Source organism: Magnetospirillum sp. XM-1, assembly GCF_001511835.1.
GTDB lineage: Bacteria > Pseudomonadota > Alphaproteobacteria > Rhodospirillales > Magnetospirillaceae > Phaeospirillum.
The window spans coordinates 567149-582521 of sequence record NZ_LN997848.1; the positions used below are offsets into that span (position 1 = coordinate 567149).

A 15373-nucleotide genomic window follows, 5' to 3' on the forward strand; every position below is an offset into this window, starting at 1 on the left:
ATAACGGCAGAAACGACTCCGGGGTGCCTCTCTCGCGAGAGGCACCCCGGGGCCGGTTCGTTCCCTTGGAGATGAGGGAACCGTAAACGTGTAGCCTCAGCCGTCCACCCGGACGATCACTTCCACGCGGCTGATGTTGAAGCCCTCGGGGGCGTCGGGCACCTTGGCCACGGCGATCAGGTCGGCGGGGATGTCGCACAGCTTACCGCTCTTCTCGTAGAAGAAGTGGTGGTGGTCGCTGGTGTTGGTGTCGAAGTAGCTGCGGCCCGCATCCACCACGATCTCGCGCAGCAGACCGGCGTCGGTGAACTGGTGCAGCGTGTTGTAGACGGTAGCCAGCGAGACCCGGATGCTGGACGACAGCGCCTCGGTATGCAGCTGCTCGGCCGAGATGTGGCGGTCGCCGCCGTCGAACAGCAGGCGGGCCAGGGCCAGACGCTGGCGGGTGGGACGCAGACCCACGGCGCGGAGCCGGTCCAGGGCGTGGCTGTAGGGGCGAACGGTGATCATGGTCATGGTGGCAACCGCCCTTTCCGGGGGGAGTGGAATTGATCTATCTCAACGCTAACATAGAGTTCTTCGAAAGATAAAGTCCCATAGAGCCAATTTTTTTGGGAATTAGGGCTTTAGTATTATGAACTTAGCCGAAATCGCCATTTCCCATACATGGTTACGCCCGGCACGCGTTTCCATAGGCTTCGATGCGGCTGCGCAGCGGTTCGGGAATGGGCACCGCCTTGGATTGGGCGAAGTCGGTGATGCAGGCGACGTAGCGGGCGCGGAAGTGGACGGTTCCCTCTGCCGCCACCCCTTCTATCTCGAAATTGATGCTCGACGTCCCGACCTTGGTGACCAGCACCCGCACCGACAGTTCCAGGCCGGGGGGCATGGGGACCAGATAGTCGCATTCGGCGTGGACGGTGGGCGAGCCCATGTTGTCGCGGCGGTTCATGGTCGGCCAGTCGGCGCCCATGGGGCCGGCGTACCAGCGTTCGATGGCTTCGGTGCAGTAGTCGAAGACGCGCGGGGTGTAAAGGATGCCCGCCGGGTCGCAATCGCCCCAGCTCACCCGCCTGGTCACGGCAAACACGCTCATGGGGCTCGGCCTTCCGGAAATCGGTATCGGAGTGCCGATTATTCATATCCCCGGCCGGCGGGTCAAACCCGTTCGGTGACCTCCCAGGGGAAGATCAGCCAGGTTTCCTGCTCCACGTCGTCCACATAGGTGTCGACCATGGGTCTGCCTGCGGGCTTGGCGTAAAGCGTGGCGTAGTGGCCGCCGGGCAGCATGTCGCGCACCGCCTGGGCGGTGCGTCCGGTGTCGACCAGATCGTCCACCACCAGCCAGCCGGTCCCGTCGCCCTGCACGCGCTTCAAGACCTCCAGGTCGTGGCGGGTGCTTTCGTCGTAGCCGGCGATGCACACGGTGTCCACCTGGCGGATATCCAGCTCCAGGGCCAGGATGGCGGCGGGAACCAGCCCGCCGCGGGCGATGGCGATGATGCCGGCGAACGGCCCCTTGGCCTTCAGGCTTTGGGCCAATTGGCGCGAAACGGCGTGTATCTCCTCCCACGACAGGGGGCGGGTGCGGGAAAACGAGGGGTCCAGATCCATGGAGTGCGGGCCGAGTGCTGATGAATGGTATCGCCACTCTGGACGGCGGGCGGCATTTTCGCAACAATCGCCCTGCCACAAAAGGACCCCGCCCGATGCTGCATTCGCCCATGGCCCGCCGGGGCATGGTGACTTCTCCCCACCACCTCGCCTCCCAGGCGGGGCTGGCCGTCCTGCGCGAAGGCGGCACCGCCATCGAGGCGGCCATCGCCACCGCCGCGACGCTGGGTGTCGTCTATCCCCACATGACGGGGCTGGGCGGCGACGCCTTCTGGCTGATCGCCGAGCCGGGCAAGCCGCCGGTTTCCATCGACGGCTCGGGCGCCGCCGGGGCCAAGGTGGACATCGAGCTCTATCGCAAGGCCGGCCACAAGCGCATTCCCGCCAGGGGGCCGCTGGCCGCCAATACCGTGGCCGGCGCGGTGTCCAGCTGGCAGCTGGCGCTCGACGTCTCGGGCCATTGGGGCGGACGGTTGCCGCTACGCCGGCTGTTCGAGGACGCGGTGTTCGCGGCGCGCGAAGGCTTCGCCGTGTCGCGCCATCAGGCCGCCGCCGCCCAGCGCGGCCTGGCCGATTTGAAGCGCCTGCCCGGCTTCGCCGAAACCTTCCTGGCCAAGCGCAAGGTTCCCGCCGCCGGCTCGGTGCTGCGCCTGCCGGCCCTGGCCGACACGCTGGAGCGCCTCGCCAATGCCGGCCTCGACGATTTCTATCGCGGCGAGGTGGCGCGTGCCGTCGCCGCCGGGCTGCAGGCCGCCGGATCGCCCTTGCGCGCCGAGGACATGGCGCGCCATCGCGGCATGCGCCGCCGGCCCCTGTCGCTCAACCTGCCGTGTGGGCACCTGTTCAACACCGCGCCGCCCACTCAAGGATTGGCCTCGCTGATCCTGCTGGGCCTGTACCAGCGCCTGGGAATCACCGAGGCCGATGGCTTCGACCACATCCACGGACTGGTGGAATCGGCCAAGCTGGCCTATCGCATCAGGGACGCCCACGTCACCGATCCGGCGCGCATGTCCATCCACGCCACCACCTATCTGGAGGATGGCATCCTCGACCGCATGGCCTGGGAGATCGACAAGACCAAGGCCAGCCCGCAGCCCGGCGCGGGCCGGGAGGGTGACACCGTGTGGCTGGGGGTGATCGACGGCCAGGGCCGCGCCGTCAGCTTCATCCAGAGCCTGTACCACGCCTTCGGCTCCGGCGTGGTGCTGCCCGAGATCGGCGTGGTCTGGCAGAACCGGGGCTGCTCGTTCAGCCTGGACCCCGACCATCGCAACGCGCTGGAACCCCGGCGGCGTCCGTTCCATACCCTGTCGCCCGGACTGGCGCGCCTGAAGGACGGCCGCACCCTGGTCTATGGCACCATGGGCGGCGATTCCCAGCCGCTGGTCCAGGCCGAGATATTCACCCGCGTGGCGCTGTACGGTCAGGGCCTGCAGCAGGCGGTGTCGGCGCCGCGCTGGTGTCTGGCCCGCTCGCTGGACGGCGAACCGCCGCCCGCCGGCATCCAGGTGGAAGGGCGCATCCCCGCCGAAGTGCGGGGGCAGCTGGCCGAAGCCGGGCACCATGTCCATGTGGTGGAAGAGTGGGATTCGCTGCTGGGGCACGCCGGGGCGCTGATGCGGCGGCCCGACGGACTCATCGAGGGAGCCGCCGATCCCCGCGCCGACGGCGTCGTGGCGGCATTTTAAACGAGAGGATCAGGATTCCATGGGCACCATTGTTTTAAGGCACGTCGCCGAGGATAAGGTGGGCGATCGCGATGTCGTCGATACCGGCGCCGCCATGATCGGTATGGGCGGCGATAATGTTCACTGTGGCGTCTGCGGTCGTGAGATGATGCACGACGTGCCCATCCGGAGCATGAAGGTCAACCTGCTCTATCGCTGTACCGGGTGCGATTCCATCAACGAACTGCCCCCTGACGCCTAGACCGAGGAGTCGTTCCATGAAGCTCTACTACAAGGCGGGCGCCTGCTCGCTGGCGTCGCACATCGCCCTGGAAGAGGCCGGCATCCCTTATGCCCTCGAGGCGGTCGATCTGGTCGCCAAGAAGACGGAGACGGGCGGCGACTTCCTGGCCATCAATCCCAAGGGCTACATTCCGGCCCTGGTGATCGACGACGGCGCGGTGCTGACCGAGGGTGTCGCCATCTTGCTGCGCATCGCCGCCATGGCGCCCGAAAAGGGGCTGGCCCCGGCGGTGGGCACCCAGGACTACATGAAGCTGGTGGAATGGCTGGTGTTCATCGCCACCGAACTGCACAAGCCGGCCGGCACCCAGTTCAACCCGGCCATGCCCGAGGACGGCAAGACGGTGCTGAAGACCATCCTGGGCCGCCGCCTGGATTACCTGGACAAGGCGCTGGGCAAGGGCCCCTTCCTGATGGGCGAGCGCATCACCGTGGCGGATTTCTACCTGTTCACCGTGATGACCTGGCTGCCGCGCCTGAAGATCGACACCGCCGCCTGGCCCCATGTGGTCGCCCATTTCGAGCGCATCAAGTCCCGCCCCGCCACCCAGGCGGCGCTCAAGGCCGAGGGCTTGGCCTGAGGCTCGATTATACGGGGCTCCCGCCCCGTACCCCGGTTGGAGGCGATGCCTCCAAGCCACCCTTTGATTTATCAATCAGAAAGGGGGTTTGGGGCATCGCCCCAAATGGGTTCGGGCGATAGCCCGATCATGCCCCGCCAAACCCCGCCAGCGCCCGCACCTCTTCCGGTGTCTGTCCCGCCTTGCGCAGGGAGCGCAGCGTCAGCGACCGGTCGCGCTTGGCGTAGCGCCGCCCGTGTTCGTCGGTGAGCAGGCGGTGGTGGGCGTAATCGGGGACGGGCAGGCCCAGCAGGGCCTGCAGCAGGCGGTGGACATGGGTGGCGTCGAACAGGTCCTCGCCCCGCGTCACCAGGGTGACGCCCTGCAGCGCGTCGTCCACCGTCACCGCCAGATGGTAGCTGGCCGGAGTGTCCTTGCGGGCCAGCACCACGTCGCCAAACATCTCGGGCCGGGCGGCCTGTTCGCCCCGTTCGCGGTCGTGCCAGCGCAAGGGGCCGGTTTGCCCGGCCGCCGCACTCATGTGGAGACGCAGCGCGAAGGGCTGGCCGGACTCCGCCCGCTCGGCCCGCTCGGACGCCGACAGATGGCGGCAATGGCCGGGATAGAGCGGCCCGTCGGGGCCATGGGGGGCATGGCCGGCGCCGTCGACCTCGCGGGCGATCTCCTTCCTGGTGCAAAAGCAGGGATAGAGCAGACCCATGGAGTCCAGCCGGTCCAGGGCGGCGCGGTAATCGTCGAAATGCCCGGACTGGATGCGGACCGGCCTTTCCCAGTCCAGGCCCAGCCAGGCGAGGTCCTCGAAGATTCCTTGGGTGAATTCCGGGCGGCAGCGGGTGCGGTCGATGTCCTCGATGCGCAGCAGGAAGCGCCCTTGGGCCTTCCTCGCCTCGGCGAAGGCGAACAGGGCGGAATGGACGTGGCCCAGGTGCAGTTCCCCGGTGGGACTGGGAGCGAAGCGGGTAATGGTCACAATATGTCGCGAGCTTTGGCAGGACAGATGGCACGAACCATACCATAATGCCGCCGATTCCATTCGTCAGGAGCCGTCATGTCCAGCCCCGCCCCCGTCAAACTGTCCGGCCCCTCGGTGGAGCCCGCTTCGGGCGGTCCCGCCGCCCAGCTGGTGATTCTGCTGCATGGGGTGGGGGTGGACGGCTCGGACCTGATCGAGCTGGCGCCGTTCTTCGCCTCCATCCTGCCCGACGCCGCCTTCGTGGCCCCCGACGCGCCCTTCGCCTTCGACATGGCCCCCTTCGGCCGCCAGTGGTTCAGCCTGGCCGACCGCTCCATCCCCGCCATCTCGGCCGGGGTGCGGGCCACCGCCCCCATTCTCGACGCCTATATCGACGAGCAGATCGCCCTGTGGGGGGTGCAGCCCGCCGACGTGGCGCTGATCGGCTTCAGCCAGGGCACCATGATGGCGCTGCACGTGGCCTTGCGCCGCGCCGCCGCGCCGGCGGCCGTCATCGGCTTTTCCGGCGCCCTGGTCGATCCCGACACCCTGCCCAAGGAGATCACCGCCCGTCCCCGCACCCTGCTGATCCACGGCGCCGCCGACGAGGTGGTCAACCCCAATTGCCTGGAGGCCGCCGAGCAGGCGCTGGCCGCCGTGGGCGTGCCGGTGCTGACCGAACTGCGCCCCGGCCTCGGCCACGGCATCGACGGCCCCGGCGCCGAGATGGCCATGGGCTTCCTGGGCCAGGTATTCGGCATTTCCGGCTGATCCTTCCACACCGTCACTCAACCATCACGAAGAGGGGTATGGAACAACAATAGGGAATACTATATTTTGTGAATGTCTTCCCTTGGAAAGGGAGAGGGGTTTGGTCGCATTCGACAGCCATCCTGCCCTGGTGCTGAACGCCGACTTCCGGCCGCTCAGCTACTTTCCCCTGTCCCTGTGGTCCTGGCAGGACGCAATCAAGGCGGTGGTTTCCGATCGCGTGGCGGTGGTCTCCGAATACGACCGCGTCATCCACTCGCCCAGCCAGTCCCTGCGCCTGCCCAGCGTCATCGCGCTCAAAGAGTTCATCCCGACGGCGCGCAAGCCCGCCTTCACCCGCTTCAACGTTTTCCTGCGAGACCGGTTTTCCTGCCAGTATTGCGGTGAGTGGTTCCCCACCCACGACCTGACCTTCGACCATGTGCTGCCGCGCTCAAAGGGTGGGCGGACCACCTGGGACAACGTGGTCACCGCCTGCGCGCCGTGCAACCTGATGAAGGGCGACCGCCTGCTGTTCGAGGTGGGCATGGGGCTGCTCAGCCGCCCCGGCCAGCCCTCGATCTGGCAGCTGCAGGAAAACGGCCGGGCCTTTCCGCCCAATTACCTGCACGAAAGCTGGCGCGACTTCCTGTACTGGGACAGCGAGCTGGAGCCGTTTTAGAGTTCGGGTGGAAGCTCATTCTCCGCCGTCATTGCCGGGCTTGACCCGGCAATCCATGGACCCTCGGGTCAAGCCCGAGGGTGACGATGAGAAATATCACGGCACCGAGAACTGCCAGCCGAACCAGCGCCAGCGCCCTTCCAGGGCGGGCACGGTGCAGTTGAGGCGGGTCCGGCCCGAGGGCAGGGGCTTGGACATGCGCACCTCGACGCGTGGCCCCAGGCGCTCCACCTTGAGCTGCCCCTGGTGCGAGGCGAAGCACGACAGCCCGTCGATGCCCGGCACGTCCTCGGCCAGGGTGAAGCCGAAGGCGGGGGGATTGGCCTTGATGGCGGGGTCTTCCGGGGTGATGTCCACCGCCGGCAGGGGCAGCGAGCGCACCGACAGGCGGAAGCGTTGCAGATCGCCATAGGCCGAGCTTTGGGCGAAGCGGGGCAGGAAGAAGGGGTCGCCCTTGATCCAGGCCGCCCCCGAATGCTGGCCGAAGGCGGCGGCGAAGCCCGAACGGCGCAGGATGTCCTCGGCCTCGGCGCTGGCCTCGCCCCAGGGCCAGGCGAACAGCTCGGTCCCCTTGCCCAGTTCCTTGTCCAGGCGGGCGCCGGCGCGGGCCAGGTCGGCGGCGATCTGTTCCGGGCTGGCCTTGGACAGGCGCAGCCGCGCCGCGCCCTGGGTGCCGACCGTCAACCCGGCGGCGGTCAGTTCGCGCAACTGGCCCCAGCTCATCACCTCGGGGCCGCCGCGATCCATCTCGTCGGTGGCGAGGAACAGGGTGACGGGAAAGCCCGCCTTTTTCAGCAGCGGCCAGGCGCGGGCGTAGAATCCGGCGGACGCGTCGTCGACGGTGATGGCCACCGCCTTGTCGGGCAGCGCCCGGCCGGCGCGCAGCGCCGAGACGATCTCGGCCAGCGGTAAAACCGCAAAGCCGCCGTTCTTCAGCTCGGCCACATGGGTGGCCAGAAGCTCGGTGGTGGTGTTGAGGGCGGGGACCCTGTCGTCGTCGAAGCGGTGATAGACCAGCACCACGGCGGACTCGCCGGCCCACGCGGCCGAGCCGCAGGCCGGCAGGCCCACGACCGCCGCCAGCCAGAGCAGCAGCGCCAAGACAACAGACTGTTTCACGATCGCCCCCTGTCGGGCGCCGCCCGAGGCGCCTACATTGTCGATGTTTGCCCCATTCGCGGGTGAAAATTCAAGAGGAGAGGCGGGGATGACCGGCATTATCGACGAAACGGCCCGGCAGATTCTGTTCGGCGCCGCGCGCACCCACTCGAAATTCCAGGCGAAGCCGGTGGCCGAGGACCTGCTGCGCCAGGCCTGGGATCTGGCCCGCATGGGCCCCACCAGCGTCAATTGCCAGCCGGCCCGCATCGTCTTCGTGCGTTCGGCCGAGGCCAAGGAGCGCCTGAAACCCGCCCTGGCGCCGGGCAACCTGGACAAGACCATGGCGGCGCCGGTCACCGCCATCATCGGCCACGACATGGAATTCTACGAGAAGCTGCCCACCCTGTTCCCCCATGCCGACGCCCGCGTGTGGTTCGTCGGCAACGAGGCGATGATCCAGTCCACGGCGTTCAGGAACGGCACCTTGCAAGGCGCCTATTTCATCCTGGCGCTGCGCGGCCTGGGCCTGGATTGCGGCCCCATGAGCGGCTTCGACAACGCCAAGGTGGACGCGGCCTTCTTCGCCGGCACTCCGATCCGCTCCAACTTCCTGGTCAATATCGGCTACGGCGATCCCGCCGGGCTGTACCCCCGGGGCCCGCGCCTGGACTTCGCCGAGGCCTGCCGGGTGGAGTAGCGCCGGGGAATGGGCCACAGATGAACACAGGTGAACACAGATAGGGATTTATCTCCTTTTACCTGTGTTTATCTGTGTTCATCTGTGGCCAAAATTCTATCTTTTCTCCAAAGCCCCGTATCAGCCGCCGAACACCTTCTTCAGCAGGTCGGTGGAGCGGCTGGCCGGGTTGGTGCGGATGGCCGCTTCCTCCTGGCCGAGATACTTGAAGATGCCCGAAAGGGCGTAGTCGAGCACGTGGTCGGTGAGCATGGACGGCCCGGCCTTCAGGGCGTCGCCGACCATGGGCAGCCCCTGGGCGGCGCCGGCCATGCTGGAATAGGACTGCACCGCGCCCGATTGCGAGACGGTGCCGTCCACCACCGGGCGCATGGCGGTGCGCAGATCGGGGGTCATGGTGCGCTTGAAATACTGGGTGGCGGCGTCCTGGGGGCCGTTCAGGATGCCGCGCGCGTCGTCGAGCGTCATCTTCTGCACCGCGTCCCAGAAGATCTGCTTGGCCTTGGGCGTGGCGGCCTCGGCGGCGCGGTTGAGCTTCAGTTCCAGGTCGTCGACCATCTGCGACTTGCCGGCCAGGGCAAGGCCCTGCTTCACCGTCGCCAGCTTGTCGGGCAGGGGGATATGAACCGAGGGGTCGCCGTTGAAGCCGTCGGCGCGGCCCAGCCGCCCGGTGACCTTGTCGGCGGCGACGCGCAGCGCCTCCTTGAGGCCCGAACCGATCTCCGAAGCCGACAGCGACGAGCCGGCCGAGCCGCCGCCCGCCGACGAGGTCCCCGCCCGCTGTTCCAGTTCCTGCTTGATCATGCCCTTGCCCAGGTCCATCAGGCTGCCCTGGGCCAGGGCGGGAGAGGCGCACAGCAGCACGGCCGCGGCGCAAAGGCACGCGGTCTTGGGTGACAGGATCATGATCAGGCCTCCAGGATTTGCAGGATGCCGGCGTCGGCGCCGAAGCAGGCGGCGGTGAGCGTGCCGCCGTGGCCCGAACCGGAATCCAGGGTGACGGTGAAGGGACCGTAAACCACGCCGCCATTGCGGCGGTCGGCGCCGCGCACCACCAGCTTGAAGCCGGAATAGGGCTCGTCCATGCCCGCGAACAGGCTGGACCCCCACCAGAAGGTGTCCACCTGGGCGGAGAGCGGCCGGGTGGGATCGAGACCGGCATGGGTGAACAGCAAGGTGTTGTCGTCGGTGAAGGCGGCGTGCTTCAGCACGCTCATCAGCGTGGTGTGGCCGTCGTGATTGCGCATGGTCTGGCGCAACTGGCTGGTCCAGCGGGTCAGCGCCAGGATGCCGTCCCGGATGGCGTTGCCGCCTTCGTCGACCGTGCCGCCATAGGCGGCGACGGTCGGCGCGATGCCGTGGTCGACCATCCAGCGCAGCACCTCGGCGGGATTGGGGGCGAACTGCAATTGCAGCAGCTTCTGCCACATCTCTTCCTGGGTGCCGCGCAGATAGACCACATCGTCGACCTCGACCCCGGGGCGGGCGATGAAGGCGCGGCGGAAGGTCAGCAATTCGTCGATGGTCTGCAGCACAGGCGCGCCGCATCCCAGGTAATCGCCGAGATAGACCAGCTGGTCGCCCGGCTGTAATTCCTGGGCCAGACGGGCATGCAGGGCGCACAGCCGCGCGTGTTCGCCCCGAATGGCGGCGACGGCCCAGATACGGCCGCCGCCCCGCAGGGTGGCGAAGACGTTGGAATCAGCCAGAGTCGTGGATGGCCGGTCGGCTTCGACGTTCATAAATCCGCTCGGGTTTTGCAACCGGACGACATGGTCGCAGCCGCCGAGCCAAACATCAAGCCGCTTCGAGCAGGCCCTGGAGCTTCTCGGTCGCCGCCTGGGTGTCGATGCGCTCCACCGCCGCCAGTTCCGAGGCCAGGCGCTCCAGCGCGGCTTCGTAGATCTGCCGCTCGGAATAGGACTGGTCGGGCTGGTTGGCGTTGCGGTGCAGGTCGCGGACCACCTCGGCGATGGAGACGGGATCGCCGGAATTGATCTTGGCCTCGTATTCCTGGGCGCGGCGGCTCCACATGGTGCGCTTGACCTTGGCGCGGCCCTTCAGCGTGGACAGCGCGGTGTCCATGACCGAGCGCGACGACAGCTTGCGCAGGCCCGACTTCTGGGCCTTGGTCACCGGGACGCGCAGCGTCATGCGGTCGCGGTCGAAGGTGATGACGAACAGCTGCAGCTTCATGCCGCCGATTTCCTGGGTCTCGACGGCCACCACCTGGCCCACGCCGTGAGTGGGGTAGACCACATAGTCGCCCTGGGAGAAAGAAACGATCGTCATCTTCAACAATTCCCTCGACAGAAGGTCTGGATCCGGCAAACGCCCGATACGCCCACCTCACAAGAGACGAAAGATACTCGCCAGCCGCGCCCTTGACGGGCTGGTGGAAATTTCGCAGCTTGTCTTGGTGGGCGAACTCCCGCCCCGATGGCTATGCCAATTTAGCGATCCGTCGGCACAGTTCGACGGACTTGCCCTTATAGCACAGGCGCCTTCTGTGAAGAACAGGAAAATTCCCCAAGGCCCTGCATTTCCGCCATATCCCCATGCGCAAACGCCGCCCCACGACCCTCTGGGTCAGGGGGCGGCGTCGGCCACAATATCTTGCGGAAAGGTCAGCGGCCCGGGTTGGGCGACAGCAGCTTGGCCTTGTCCGGCTTGCCCTTCCACTGGTCGGCGTCGGCCGGGGCGTCGCCCTTGCGGGTGATGTTCGGCCACGAACCGGCGTACTGGCGGTTGGTGTCGGTCCAGGCGGCGGCCTTGGGATCGGAATCCGGGAAGATGGCTTCGGCCGGGCATTCCGGCTCGCAGACGCCGCAATCGATGCATTCGTCGGGGTTGATCACCAGGAAGTTCTCACCCTCGTAGAAGCAATCCACCGGGCAAACCTCGACGCAGTCCTGATACTTGCACTTGATGCAATTCTCGGTGACGACGTAAGCCATGTCGTTCTCCAATATCCCTTGAAACCGTGAAGCGGCGGGCAGGCTGCCTTTCGCCGGAAGAAAATCCGGCGGAAGCGATACCACACTCCCCCCCGCCGCCTCAACCCTGGCGGAGAAATGGTTTTAACGCCCAATCCACGTATGGGGATTGGGCTAGGGCCAATCGACATTCAAGCGGATGGGCTGGGATTCAGGCCACAGATGAACACAGATTCCCGCTACGCGGGACACAGATAAGGAATATTCCTCATTCATCTGTGTTTATCTGTGTGCATCTGTGGCTGAAATTTCTCTCAGGCAGGCATTCTGGCCTGAAATCGGCCGAATTCCCTGAATGTCGATACAGCCTAGGCCCAAGGGGCCGCGCGGGCACCGGCTCCGCCGGCAAATATTTCGGAAGCACGCCTTCGCGTGCGGTGCCGCGGAAGGCAAGGGCGCAAGGCGCCCGCCCGCCGCTCGAGGGCGATCCCGGTGATCGGTTCCGATCGCCGGGACATAACTCACGGCACGGGGTTGCGCAGCTTGACGGGCGCCCGCTTGCCGCGCCGCGCCAGCAGATTGAGGATTTCGATGCCCAGCGAGAAGGCCATGGCGAAGTAGATGTAGCCCTTGGGCATGTGGAAGCCGGTGCCGTCGGCCACCAGGGTGGCGCCGATCAGCAGCAGGAACGACAGCGCCAACATCTTGATGGTGGGGTGGCGCGCGATCAGGGCCGACAGGGGATTGGCGGCGACCACCATGACGGCGGAGGCTAGGATGACGGCGGCGACCATCACGCCGAGCTCGCGGGCCATGCCCACGGCGGTGATCACCGAATCCAGCGAGAAGACGATGTCCAGGATGGCGATCTGGACGATCACCGCCGCCAGTCCTGCCGAAGCGGCTTGGCCGGAGCCGGCCTCCGGCGTTCCGGCTTCCGCCTCGTCCTCGCCTTCCAGGCTGCCGTGGATTTCGTGGGTCGCCTTGGCCACCAGGAAGGTGCCGCCGCCGATCAGGATGATGTCGCGCCAGCTGACCGGGTGGTCCCAGACCACGAAGACCGGCTCGACCAATCCGACGATCCAGCTGAGCGAGGCCAGCAGGCCGAGGCGGGTCAGCACCGCGAAGGCCAGGCCGAGGCGGCGTCCCAGCGGACGCATGGGCTCGGGCAGGCGGTTGGAGATGATGGCGAGATAAACCAGGTTGTCGATGCCGAGCACGATCTCCAGCAGCGACAGGGTCGCCAGGCTGAGCCATATCTCGGGGTCGGTGATCCAGGTCATCATCATGATCGTCCTCGGTCTTCATTTGCCGTGCCGGGCGGCAGAGTAAGTGATTCGGGCGCTAAATCCACCCAGATGTCCCTTAAATCCCGGTAACCTTTGATGATTGGCGGAGGCTTGGCCGGAGAATTGGGTTTTGACCTCGGCTCAAACGCCCGATACCATTACCAAAAGCTAGTTTTTCCATTGTTCCCGGCCCTTTGCCGGGAGAGGACCCAAGCTTGACAAGCAGCAGCGATTCCGGAAGAGGCGCGATTTCGGCGGCCACTCAGGGGAGGGCCGACCGCGGCTCATGCTCCCCGGCCGAGGCTCTGCCCCGCCTGGCCGAGGCCGAGGCCCGCCTGGGCGGGCTGACCGCCAATCTGCCCGGCTTCGCCTTCCAGCGCGTCCTCGGGCCCGACGGCGCCCTCCAATACCCCTGGTTCAGCCACAGCATCCGGGCGTTGCTGGGCTTCGCTCCCGAGGCCATGGGCGTCAATTCGCAAGGCTGCCTGCACGCCGTTCATTGGGCCGACCGCGACGCCCATCTCGCCGAGATCCATCGTTCCGCCCGGCAGCTCGACACCTGCCGCGAGGAATTCCGCGCCATCACGGCCCAGGGCGAGGTCCGCTGGCTGAAGGGGGCCTCCGAGCCCCGCCGCCAGGGCGACGGCAGCGTCGTCTGGGACGGGGTGATGGTCGACGTCACCGACGGGCGCCGCGCCGAGCTGCGCCTGGAAATGCTGATGGACCATGCCGGCGATTCGCTGATCGTGGTGGAATCCGACGGCGCCATCGACAGCGTCAACGCCGCCGCCGAGGTCTTGTTCGGCTGGACCATGGCCGAACTGGCGGGCAAGCCCTTCACCACCTTGCTGCCGCCCGAAATGCACGCGGACGACTTGCTGGAAGCGGCCGAAGTCTCGGCCGGCGGCATCGTCGGCGGCGGCGCGCGCGAGCTGATGGGCCTCAGGAAGGACGGCTCGACCTTTCCCCTGGAACTGTCGACCACCGAGGTGCGGCTGGAAGGGCAGCGCCTGTTCGTCGGCATCGGCCGCGACATCACCGAGCGCAAGCTGACCGAGGCGGCGCTGCGCGAATCCGAGGAGAGGCTGCGCGCCATCGCCGCCAATGTGCCCGGCATGGTGTTCCAAAGAGTGCTGCGCACCGACGGCAGCCTCGGCTTTTCCTATGTCAGCGAGGGGTGCCGGGCCATCCTGGGCCTGGGTCCGGAACAGCTGATGGACAATCCCCAGCTGTTTCTCTCGCTGATCCCCGAGGACGAACGCCAAAGCTTCTTCGCCGGACTGGGCCGCTCGGCCAGGACCATGGAGCCCTTCGACGAGGAGATGTCGGTGCCCGGCGCCGACGGCCGCCGCCGCTGGCTGCGCGGTCAGTCGCGGCCCACGCTGCGCAATGGCGGTGACGTGGTGTGGGACGGCGTCATGCTCGACGTCACCGACCGCAAGCAGGCGGAACAGCGTCTGTCCTTCCTGGCCTATTTCGATCCGCTGACCCGGCTGCCCAACCGCACCGCCTTCATGGAGCGCTTTGCCGCCGCCCGCGAAACCGCCGCCCGCGACCAGACCATGCTGGCGGTGGTCAGCATCGGCCTCGACCGTCTGGGTATCATCAACGCCACCATGGGCCACGCCATCGGCGACCAGGTGCTGATGGCGGCCAGCGACCTGCTGCGCGCCGCGCTTTCGGTCAACGACGTCATCGCGCGGACCTCGGGCGACCGCTTCCTGGTGCTGATCGCCGGGCTGGGCTCGAAGCGCGAGGCCATGGAGGCGCTGGACCGCCTGAGGGCCTCGGCCCAGGCCACCGTGGCCGCCGCCGGACAGGATTTCGACGTGTCGGCCGCCATGGGCGCCGCGCTCTATCCCCGCGACGGTGACGATCCCGAGACCCTGATCAAGAACGCCGACGCCGCCCTGCAACTGGCCAAGGCCCAGGGACCGGCCAGCCTGCAGGTGTTCACCAAGGAGATCAGCGCGCGGGCCGCCAAGACCCTGTCGCTGCAGACGCGGCTCAGGCGCGCCATCGAGCATGGCGAGCTGACCGCCCACTACCAGCCCCAGGTGGACCTGCTGGTCGGCAACGTGGTGGGCATGGAGGCGCTGGTCCGCTGGAACAGCCCGGACTTAGGCATGGTCTCGCCCGCCGACTTCATTCCGGTGGCCGAGGAATCCGGCCTGATCGACGGCGTCTGCGAATTCATGCTGTGGGAATGCACCCGCCAGAACAAGGAATGGCAGGACCAGGGCCTGCCGGCCATTCCCGTGGCGGTCAACGTGTCGGGCCGGCAGTTCCAGTACGCCCGGCGGCTGCTGGCCGCCTGCGAGCGCGCCCTGGTGGACAACCATCTGGACAGCCGCTGGCTGGAGGTGGAGCTGACCGAAAGTTCGGCCATGCGTGACGCCGACAACGCCATCGCCGTGGTCAATCAGTTGAAGGAGATGGGCATCGCCTGCTCCATCGACGATTTCGGCACCGGTTATTCCTCGCTGTCGGTCTTGAAGCGATTCCCCATCAGCAAGCTGAAGATCGACCGTTCCTTCGTGCTGGACGTCACCACCGACCCCAACGACGCCGCCATCGTCGACGCCATCATCGCCATGGCCAAGGCGCTGCGGCTCAAGGTGGTGGCCGAGGGCGTCGAGCATCAGGAGCACCTGGACTTCCTGCGCAACCTGGGCTGCGACCAGATGCAGGGCTACTTCTTCTCGCGCCCGCTGCCCGCCGACGGATTGCGCGCCCTGCTGGCCGAAGGCCGCCGGCTCAATCTGGCGCCGTCGCGCCTGCCCGCCGAAGCCTGATTT

Annotated in this window: 17 protein-coding genes; 7 read left to right on the forward strand and 10 right to left on the reverse strand. The window is 67.0% G+C overall.

The features are described 5' to 3' along the window. Positions 1 to 96: 96 nt before the first annotated feature. From irrA to gpt, 3 genes are all read right to left on the reverse strand, one after another. Positions 97 to 516 (reverse strand): iron response transcriptional regulator IrrA, encoded by a 420-nt coding sequence (gene irrA / locus XM1_RS02740; protein WP_068429339.1) that lies wholly within the window; start codon positions 514 to 516, stop codon positions 97 to 99. A 154-nt stretch (positions 517 to 670) separates the two neighbouring features. Continuing rightward, positions 671 to 1096, reverse strand: coding sequence for a thioesterase family protein (locus tag XM1_RS02745; protein ID WP_068429342.1), 426 nt, complete (start codon positions 1094 to 1096; stop codon positions 671 to 673). Between the two features lie 62 nt (positions 1097 to 1158). Continuing rightward, positions 1159 to 1614: a xanthine phosphoribosyltransferase gene (gpt, locus tag XM1_RS02750; protein ID WP_068429345.1), complete on the reverse strand. Its 456-nt coding sequence runs from the start codon at positions 1612 to 1614 to the stop codon at positions 1159 to 1161. A gap of 95 nt (positions 1615 to 1709) precedes the next feature. On the opposite strand from gpt, the gene XM1_RS02755 reads away from it, so the two are divergent. From XM1_RS02755 to gstA, 3 genes are read left to right on the forward strand one after another with little or no spacing between them, the layout of a single operon-like run. Then, positions 1710 to 3305, forward strand: coding sequence for a gamma-glutamyltransferase family protein (locus XM1_RS02755; protein ID WP_068429347.1), 1596 nt, complete (start codon positions 1710 to 1712; stop codon positions 3303 to 3305). Positions 3306 to 3324: 19 nt separating this feature from the next. Beyond that, positions 3325 to 3546: a hypothetical protein gene (locus XM1_RS02760; RefSeq protein ID WP_068429350.1), complete on the forward strand. Its 222-nt coding sequence runs from the start codon at positions 3325 to 3327 to the stop codon at positions 3544 to 3546. Between the two features lie 16 nt (positions 3547 to 3562). Then, entirely contained in the window at positions 3563 to 4168 is a 606-nt protein-coding gene (gene gstA, locus XM1_RS02765; protein ID WP_068429352.1) for a glutathione transferase GstA, read from the forward strand. Between the two features lie 127 nt (positions 4169 to 4295). On the opposite strand, the gene gluQRS is transcribed toward gstA, so the two are convergent. Next, on the reverse strand, positions 4296 to 5138 hold the full coding sequence (gluQRS, locus tag XM1_RS02770) for a tRNA glutamyl-Q(34) synthetase GluQRS (protein ID WP_068429355.1): 843 nt from the start codon (positions 5136 to 5138) through the stop codon (positions 4296 to 4298). Between the two features lie 78 nt (positions 5139 to 5216). Between gluQRS and XM1_RS02775 the strand changes: the two genes are divergently transcribed. Both XM1_RS02775 and XM1_RS02780 read left to right on the forward strand, forming a co-directional pair. Next, positions 5217 to 5891 carry an alpha/beta hydrolase gene (locus XM1_RS02775; protein ID WP_068429358.1) on the forward strand — a complete coding sequence of 225 codons (675 nt, stop codon included), beginning with the start codon at positions 5217 to 5219 and terminating at the stop codon, positions 5889 to 5891. A 100-nt stretch (positions 5892 to 5991) separates the two neighbouring features. After that, positions 5992 to 6552: an HNH endonuclease gene (locus tag XM1_RS02780; RefSeq protein ID WP_068429361.1), complete on the forward strand. Its 561-nt coding sequence runs from the start codon at positions 5992 to 5994 to the stop codon at positions 6550 to 6552. 96 nt (positions 6553 to 6648) lie between these two features. Here the strand turns inward: XM1_RS02780 and XM1_RS02785 are convergent, their stop codons facing one another. Then, on the reverse strand, positions 6649 to 7671 hold the full coding sequence (locus XM1_RS02785) for a polysaccharide deacetylase family protein (RefSeq protein WP_231920673.1): 1023 nt from the start codon (positions 7669 to 7671) through the stop codon (positions 6649 to 6651). A gap of 88 nt (positions 7672 to 7759) precedes the next feature. Here XM1_RS02785 and XM1_RS02790 point away from each other — a divergent pair, with 88 nt between their 5' ends. Then, positions 7760 to 8350, forward strand: coding sequence for a malonic semialdehyde reductase (locus XM1_RS02790; RefSeq protein ID WP_068429367.1), 591 nt, complete (start codon positions 7760 to 7762; stop codon positions 8348 to 8350). Between the two features lie 120 nt (positions 8351 to 8470). Here the strand turns inward: XM1_RS02790 and XM1_RS02795 are convergent, their stop codons facing one another. The 5 genes from XM1_RS02795 to XM1_RS02815 all read right to left on the reverse strand — a co-directional run bounded on the left by XM1_RS02795 (position 8471) and on the right by XM1_RS02815 (position 12575). Continuing rightward, the gene (locus tag XM1_RS02795; protein WP_068429370.1) at positions 8471 to 9256 is read right to left on the reverse strand and encodes a DUF4197 domain-containing protein; all 786 of its coding nucleotides are present in this window, start codon (positions 9254 to 9256) and stop codon (positions 8471 to 8473) included. A 2-nt stretch (positions 9257 to 9258) separates the two neighbouring features. Next, the gene (locus tag XM1_RS02800) at positions 9259 to 10092 is read right to left on the reverse strand and encodes a hypothetical protein (protein ID WP_068429373.1); all 834 of its coding nucleotides are present in this window, start codon (positions 10090 to 10092) and stop codon (positions 9259 to 9261) included. A 55-nt stretch (positions 10093 to 10147) separates the two neighbouring features. After that, the gene (locus tag XM1_RS02805; protein ID WP_068429376.1) at positions 10148 to 10642 is read right to left on the reverse strand and encodes a CarD family transcriptional regulator; all 495 of its coding nucleotides are present in this window, start codon (positions 10640 to 10642) and stop codon (positions 10148 to 10150) included. A 335-nt stretch (positions 10643 to 10977) separates the two neighbouring features. After that, positions 10978 to 11307 carry a ferredoxin FdxA gene (gene fdxA / locus XM1_RS02810; protein WP_068437436.1) on the reverse strand — a complete coding sequence of 110 codons (330 nt, stop codon included), beginning with the start codon at positions 11305 to 11307 and terminating at the stop codon, positions 10978 to 10980. Positions 11308 to 11807: 500 nt separating this feature from the next. After that, the gene (locus XM1_RS02815; protein ID WP_156428622.1) at positions 11808 to 12575 is read right to left on the reverse strand and encodes a TerC family protein; all 768 of its coding nucleotides are present in this window, start codon (positions 12573 to 12575) and stop codon (positions 11808 to 11810) included. Positions 12576 to 12790: 215 nt separating this feature from the next. On the opposite strand from XM1_RS02815, the gene XM1_RS02820 reads away from it, so the two are divergent. After that, positions 12791 to 15370, forward strand: a complete 2580-nt coding sequence (locus XM1_RS02820; protein ID WP_231920674.1) for an EAL domain-containing protein — start codon at positions 12791 to 12793, stop codon at positions 15368 to 15370. Positions 15371 to 15373 lie beyond the last annotated feature (3 nt).